The sequence below is a fragment of the Flavobacterium sp. genome (assembly GCF_041911335.1).
Taxonomy (GTDB): Bacteria; Bacteroidota; Bacteroidia; order Flavobacteriales; family Flavobacteriaceae; genus Flavobacterium.
Map to the genome: position 1 here is coordinate 1 of NZ_JAYRPD010000013.1, position 6,383 is coordinate 6,383.

Genomic DNA, 6,383 nt, shown 5'->3' on the forward strand with positions numbered 1-6,383 from the left:
GAGATGAAGGCAAACATACGCTCTTGGTATTAAATAATATAAAATGCAAAATTGTAAGCAGAGCTTTTGCTGTTATTAGCAGAGAATCTCCTTTTGTCAATACTTACAAATTTGCATCTTAAAATTTTTATATTTTTATTTGGTTTTTGCCATAGAATGCGCCATCGGGTCCGAAGTTACAAACTACGGAGTGCTGGACATTACTTCTGTCCGAATAGTTTTTTGTACCATTTTAAATTACTTAGTCGTTCAATTTCTCGTTCGTTGCTATTTATTGTTGTTTCCAATTTTGAAATTGTTGCTTTATTTTTTTGAATTGTTTTTTGAAGTCGCTGTATTGTTGTTTCTGAGATTGATTTTTCAGTTGTCAAGGTCGAAATATCAGATTTTAATTTTTCATTTTGCTTTTCAAGGTCTTTGGTCATGTCAAGCAAGAGTTTTATCGCCTTGTTTTGTTCGCTTATTTTCGTTTGATGACTTAGTTTTACACTTTCTAATTCTGAAATAGAGACCTGCAATTCTTCATTTTCATGGTTTTTTGTTGCAAGTTGGTTCAATGTGTCAGTATGTTTTTGTCTGAAAGAACCAAGTCTGCTTGCTGTTGCGATAAAATATTTTTTGAATATTTCGGTTTCAATGTCATTTCTAAATTTGATTGCTTTTATAAAGTTCTCATAAGCTTCCGAAAAGTTTAAAGCTGTGATTTCTTCACGAACTTTTTTATAATAAAAATCAGCTTTGCCCGAATTGAGTTCTTGAACGATTAAAGTGCTTGGTGTTTCTGTTTTTGCAAATTCAATCACTTTTGAACTTGTCTTAATTTTTGATCGAGGAATTTGTGATTTTAAAACAAGACCATTGTAAGAAGTACAACGGCTAAGAGCAACATAAACTTGACCGTCCTCAAAAGCAGAACCTAAATCAGCATAAACATTCTCAAAAGTAAGTCCTTGACTTTTGTGAACAGTAATAGCCCAAGCTAACCTTAAAGGATATTGCGTGAATGTTCCGATTATTTCTTCTTCAATTTTCTTTTTTTCTTTATTCCATGTGTATTTGACATTATTCCAAGATGCTTTCTCTATTTGAGCTTTTTGTTGATTAGCAAATTCTACAATAATTCTGTTGTTGTCTAAAGATAAGATCTTTCCAATTTTTCCGTTAAAATATCCTGTACTATTTTTTAACGTCATTACTTGTGCACCAACTTTTAAATGCAAATTTAGTTCAGTAGGTAATACATAATTTCCTCTACTGTCTTTTGGAAATGTTCCAGTTATTTCTCCTGAAAAAACTTTTAGTTCGGTTGTTAGTTCGTCTAACTTTGTTGTGTTTGTTTGGTTTACTTGAGCATTTGTTGTAGATAGAATTATATGATTGTTTGAGCCGTTAGTGGAAAATGTCGGATTGAATTTTTGATTTAGCTTACTTAGTTCTACGTCTGTAATTTGGTTTACTCTTATTTTGTTTAGTAAATCAATAAACTCTTGCTCTTTCTGTCTGTATATTTTCTTTAATTCAATGTATATTGGTGGGTTCTCAATTACAATTTTTGAACTGAAGAAAAACGGGCTTTGATAATATTCTTTTAAAATTTCCCACTGCTCAAAATTAGCTATTGGAGGTAGCTGGAATGTATCGCCAATTAAAATCACTTGAACTCCACCAAATGGAAGATGTGGCTTTTTTCTAAAAACTTTTAAAACTCTATCTATAACGTCTAAGGTATCACAACGGACCATCGAAATCTCATCAATTACTAAAAGTTCGAGTTTTTCAAGTATAATTCTTTTGTCTTCACGATATCTGAACGTACTGTAGATAGTTGTTTCGTCAGTGTCGCCAAAATCTTTGCTTGTCCGGAGTCTTTTATCATTTAATACAAAAGGACCGAAAGGAATCTGAAAAAACGAATGAATTGTTTGACCACCTGCGTTAATTGCTGCTACACCTGTTGGTGCAAGAATTACGACATTTTTGTTTGTTGTTTCTTTGAGATATTTTAGAAAAGTAGTTTTACCCGTTCCCGCTTTTCCTGTCAGATAAACAAGTCGGTTAGTATGCATAACAAAGTCAGACGCATAGTTGAACTCTTCGTTTGTTTCGTCTAATGGGATGTTGTCAATTACTGTCGCCATTGTAAGAGTCTAAATTACTAATAAGTTTAAAACAATATTTTTCAATTGTTCATCTAAAGTATCAATAGCTATTTTAGCATCACTGATATTCATGTTTTTTACAAAACCAAGCATAACCCATAACTCACACACATCATTTTCTTTTAAGCAATTTCTGCAACTCTCTACCTCATCAATTTCAAAACTAATATCTTCTAAATCTTTTCCCTCTGCTAATACTATTAAAAGTTCGTTGTAATGAGGACATTCTATATAATCCATATTTTTTGGTGTAGTATTATTCATGCCTGTAAAGTACGCACTGATTTGTGAAGTAACACGAAGGAAGTTTGGTTCCGTTCGTGGGATTAAAAATCCGCACCATTGGGGTTTATTTTTTATTTCTTAGGTTTCTGTGTTGATTTAGAAGGTTTCAAAGAAGGAGTATTTCCCGGGGTTCCTTTGTTGTCACGCTGACGTTTGTCTGGTTTTCCGGTTGATTCCGCAATTCTTTTTGGTCCAGGTTTAAGTGCCATAATTTTATTATTTATTAGTTGATTATATATTTAGGTATAGTTTAAATTTATAGTTTGTAAATAAAATTTCATAAATACTTTTATAAATATCTTCATTATTATTTATCTTTTATAATATATTAATTAATATAAGAGTAAAAAAATCATACAAAGTCAGTTATATAATAGGTAGTTATGAGTAGTTAGTTTTCTTTAATATGTGCTCAAAGTTAAAAACTTTGCGCAGCTGGTTTCTTATCATTGTTTAAGTGCTTTAGAAATACGGTAATATCTTTTGTTGAGAGCATCTCTACCTCCTTCCATAACTTCACAAACTGCATTGCGAATGTGTTTATCTTGCAAAGCGTTATTACTCGCAACAACTATTTGTCCAGTAACAAAATCCATGTGAACTACATTATCAGAATTTGCATTGACTGCAATATTTGGATTGTGAGTAACAATAAGCAACTGTCTTTTTTGTTTTAGCTTTTTGAAACCGTCAACTACAAAATTTGAAATTAGTTTTGTGTCCAAATCATCTTCGGGTTGGTCAATGATTAAAGGAATGTCGTTAAGTGCTAAAAGCAAACCTAACATTCCGGCTGTACGTTCTCCGGCTGAACCTGTTTGAATATCTTCTACGACACCTTGCTTCCTGAACTTCAAAACAAGTTTGTCTTCAGGCACCCAAACTATTAAGCGGTCAATATCTTCGGGAGTATTTTGTTTTAGATAGTCAAGGTGTCTTGCCAACCTTATATCAAGTGTTTTTTTATCAGCTTCCGTTGATGAAAGAAATGTTTCAATTTCATTAAGTCGTTTTGCCCAACGGGTAGCTTCGGCTTCATTTATAATTCTTGCGATTAGTCCTGAACTGCTTCCATCATCTTCGTTGTAATTATAAATGTCGCTTGCAAATTCACCTCCTGACTTTCTAATAAGCTCTCTGAAAGTAGTATTGGCATTTTCTGAATCTGCCATTGGATGCAATTCAATAATCAGAAACGGATTATTAGTGTTATCAATTGATCTCCATCTTCCAATAATTTCGTTTCTTTTTGTTCTTAATTCCTTTTCCTTGTCAATGATTGAAGTGTAAAGGATTCCAAGATTTGTATTTAAGGTTGCAAGTTCTGCTTTTTGATTTTCAATTAAAGCAAGTTTGTCATTCAATAATGCCCTTTTTTGGATTAGTGTTTCATACGATTCAGTTCCTAATTCCTGTATTCTTCCTGCAATAGCATCATACGCTTGTTTGGCTGCTTCAAATTGTGCATACCAAGGAAGTGTATTGAATTGTCTAGTGAGATGTTCTTTGTATGTTGTAACAAGTGCAATTGCTTCTGTTAGTTTTGCTTTTGCTGCTGTTAATGCAGCATTCATTGTTTGAATAAACTGCAACGAATCATTAATTACAACATCATTTATTCCTTCGGGAATTTCAATGTTTGGAACTGCTTGTTCTAATTCCTCCAATTGAGAAATGAACTCTGAAACATTTTCACTGTTATCAGTGAAAAATTTATTTGTCGCTGTGAGTTTATTGAAGTTGTTTAACGTGACTCTATAATCCGAACTTTCAAACAATGCTATTTTATTGTTCGCTGAACCAAGCTGTGCTCTTATGTTGGCTTCTTCTGATATGGCAAATTGAAGTTGCCTTCTTGTTGCTCTGTCTGCAAGCCATTTATTTACCAACCTATCTTTTGATTCTGTCCAAGCTGGCTTGTCAAACTGTGAATCAATCAACTCAATAAGTTTTGAAGGATTACCAGTTAATGCGTAAAGTTCTTTCTGACTGAAAACTTGAATTGGAAAAAGGTCTTTGATATTTGAAACGGTTGTTGCTGCATTCCAAGCTCCTGTTGTTACATTCCAATCCTGTAATGTATGAATAGAATTATTCCATGTTATCAAATGAAGTTTCCCGTCCTTGAAAATTTCAACTTCGATAGATGTTACGTTTCGCAACATACCTGTTCCGTCTTTCCTTCCTATTGCATTGAATTTATTGAACTCTGTTTGAACTTCATTAGGCATTTCATCAATTCTTGCTAACGCTATACGCAAATAATTTACGATGGTTGATTTGCCCGAACCTCTACCACCGATAACAGAAGTAAGCCAAGGGCTGAATTCTGTTTTTAATGGTGTTCCGTTTCCGGCTTTGAAACCATTTCTAACTGTTAGTGATTTTATGAAGTAACGATTTGAAACATTGTTCGGGTCAACAGTGATTTCATCTTTTCTAATTATTCCATCTTCTCTATCATGCAATGCAAGTTTCAAAGCATCCAAAGATGGTTCACCCATTTTAATCCAAGTGTAATTTGTTCCCACTTGTGCTGCAATGTGGCTGTCAGTGCCAATTACTTCTGCTAATTTAAGTTTGGATTGATTGTATAGGTCTGGTTTTGCTGCCGCTTTGTCAACTACTTCAATTGCAAGAAGTCCTTCCGTCTTGATTGCTTGTGTGAGAGTAAAACCAGTGAGGGAAAAAAGTCCACTTGACTTATCCACATGTGCAGGAATTGCAACTGCACCTGCTGCATGAATTGCATTAATTACATCTTCAACGCTGTCGGGTGAAACAGCATCGGTTGTTCCGATCTGTGCCGCTGGAAATCTAACAGTACCTAGAAGTGTTTGAACTTCTGCTGTTCCTGCACTTGGGGCAAACAATGCCAAAATATGAATGTTGCCCGATGCAGAAATTTCCACTCCTGGAAATAGGTATATTTTTCTGTAGCCAATCGGCTTGGGGTCTGAATTATCCATTGCAGTCAATGCTGCTTTTAATGTGTCAATCCATTCTCCTGAATTGTGGTCTGTTATTGCAACACAGTCAATGCCAGCGGTCATATACATAAGCAACCAATTCTCTGGTGTAATTGCCATGTGAGCGGCATCACCCTTACCAAAGTCATTAGATTTCGGTGTGTGGTTGTGAAAGTCAAACTTCCACCATTTTGCTCCATGTATTATATTTTCCATATCTTTGAATTATGTGATGTCGTCAGGTTAGGCTTGCAGGTTACTCTAAAATATACGCAACTACTAATAATAAATTTAAACGATTAACTTATTGATTATTAATTATAAATCTGCTTGTAAACGTTTGAATGAATTGCGTAATATGAGTTTCTGATTATTAATTTCTAACAAATTTATACAAAATAAATTAACTTAAAAAACTGAAAGTGTTTATTTTGTGTTAAATGTGGATAATTCATAAAAAAATCTATCTCGAGGGAGATAGATTTCTGTTTTATTTTTTGAGGAGTTTTGTTTGGTAGGTTTTATCTCCGATTTTTAGATTGATGAAGTATAGACCTTTTGGATAATTAGTAAGGTCGATTTGAGTTTCTTTAAGTTGGGTAAAGTTTTTCTCTAGGATTTTGTTACCTGCAACGTTAAAGATGGTATATGAACCGCTTTGGTTGGCTGTACGGCTGTCTGATTTGATGTAAGCGATATCAGCAGTTGGGTTTGGATATGCAATGAACTGATGATTAGCTTGTGCGAATTCTGTTGCATTGAGAACGCCTCCTGCAAAATTGTAGAGGTAAGCGAATGCTTGGAAATATTGGTCAGTTACAATTTTGTCGTGAATGATGAGTGTGTTTTCGTCATTTCTTGTTTCTGCGGAAGTTGACCAGTTGTGAGAACTTGCGCGAGCTCCTCCTAAAGGAGGGGTAAAAGATGGGAATAAAAACTCCAAAGCTTTGGGCTTTGGAGAGCTATTTTA

Annotated in this window: 5 protein-coding genes; all 5 read right to left on the reverse strand. The window is 34.1% G+C overall.

Annotated features, from left to right (window positions below; all coding sequences use genetic code 11):
* Nucleotides 1-200: 200 nt before the first annotated feature.
* Complete coding sequence (locus ACE3PD_RS01340; protein ID WP_374398805.1) at nucleotides 201-2,138, reverse strand: AAA family ATPase; 1,938 nt, start codon at nucleotides 2,136-2,138, stop codon at nucleotides 201-203.
* Between the two features lie 9 nt (nucleotides 2,139-2,147).
* Nucleotides 2,148-2,399, reverse strand: a complete 252-nt coding sequence (locus ACE3PD_RS01345) for a hypothetical protein (RefSeq protein ID WP_374398807.1) — start codon at nucleotides 2,397-2,399, stop codon at nucleotides 2,148-2,150.
* Nucleotides 2,400-2,515: 116 nt separating this feature from the next.
* Nucleotides 2,516-2,653, reverse strand: a complete 138-nt coding sequence (locus tag ACE3PD_RS01350) for a hypothetical protein (RefSeq protein WP_374398809.1) — start codon at nucleotides 2,651-2,653, stop codon at nucleotides 2,516-2,518.
* 237 nt (nucleotides 2,654-2,890) lie between these two features.
* Nucleotides 2,891-5,629 (reverse strand): TrlF family AAA-like ATPase, encoded by a 2,739-nt coding sequence (locus tag ACE3PD_RS01355; protein ID WP_374398811.1) that lies wholly within the window; start codon nucleotides 5,627-5,629, stop codon nucleotides 2,891-2,893.
* A gap of 274 nt (nucleotides 5,630-5,903) precedes the next feature.
* Nucleotides 5,904-6,356 (reverse strand): T9SS type A sorting domain-containing protein, encoded by a 453-nt coding sequence (locus ACE3PD_RS01360; RefSeq protein ID WP_374398813.1) that lies wholly within the window; start codon nucleotides 6,354-6,356, stop codon nucleotides 5,904-5,906.
* Nucleotides 6,357-6,383: the final 27 nt, after the last annotated feature.

Bases quoted from the DNA above. Each gene is read 5' to 3' on its own strand.
- ACE3PD_RS01340 (WP_374398805.1), bottom strand. From the start codon at position 2,138: ATGGCGACAGTAATTGACAACATCCCATTAGACGAAACAAACGAAGAG.
- ACE3PD_RS01345 (WP_374398807.1), bottom strand. From the start codon at position 2,399: ATGGATTATATAGAATGTCCTCATTACAACGAACTTTTAATAGTATTA.
- ACE3PD_RS01350 (WP_374398809.1), bottom strand. From the start codon at position 2,653: ATGGCACTTAAACCTGGACCAAAAAGAATTGCGGAATCAACCGGAAAA.
- ACE3PD_RS01355 (WP_374398811.1), bottom strand. From the start codon at position 5,629: ATGGAAAATATAATACATGGAGCAAAATGGTGGAAGTTTGACTTTCAC.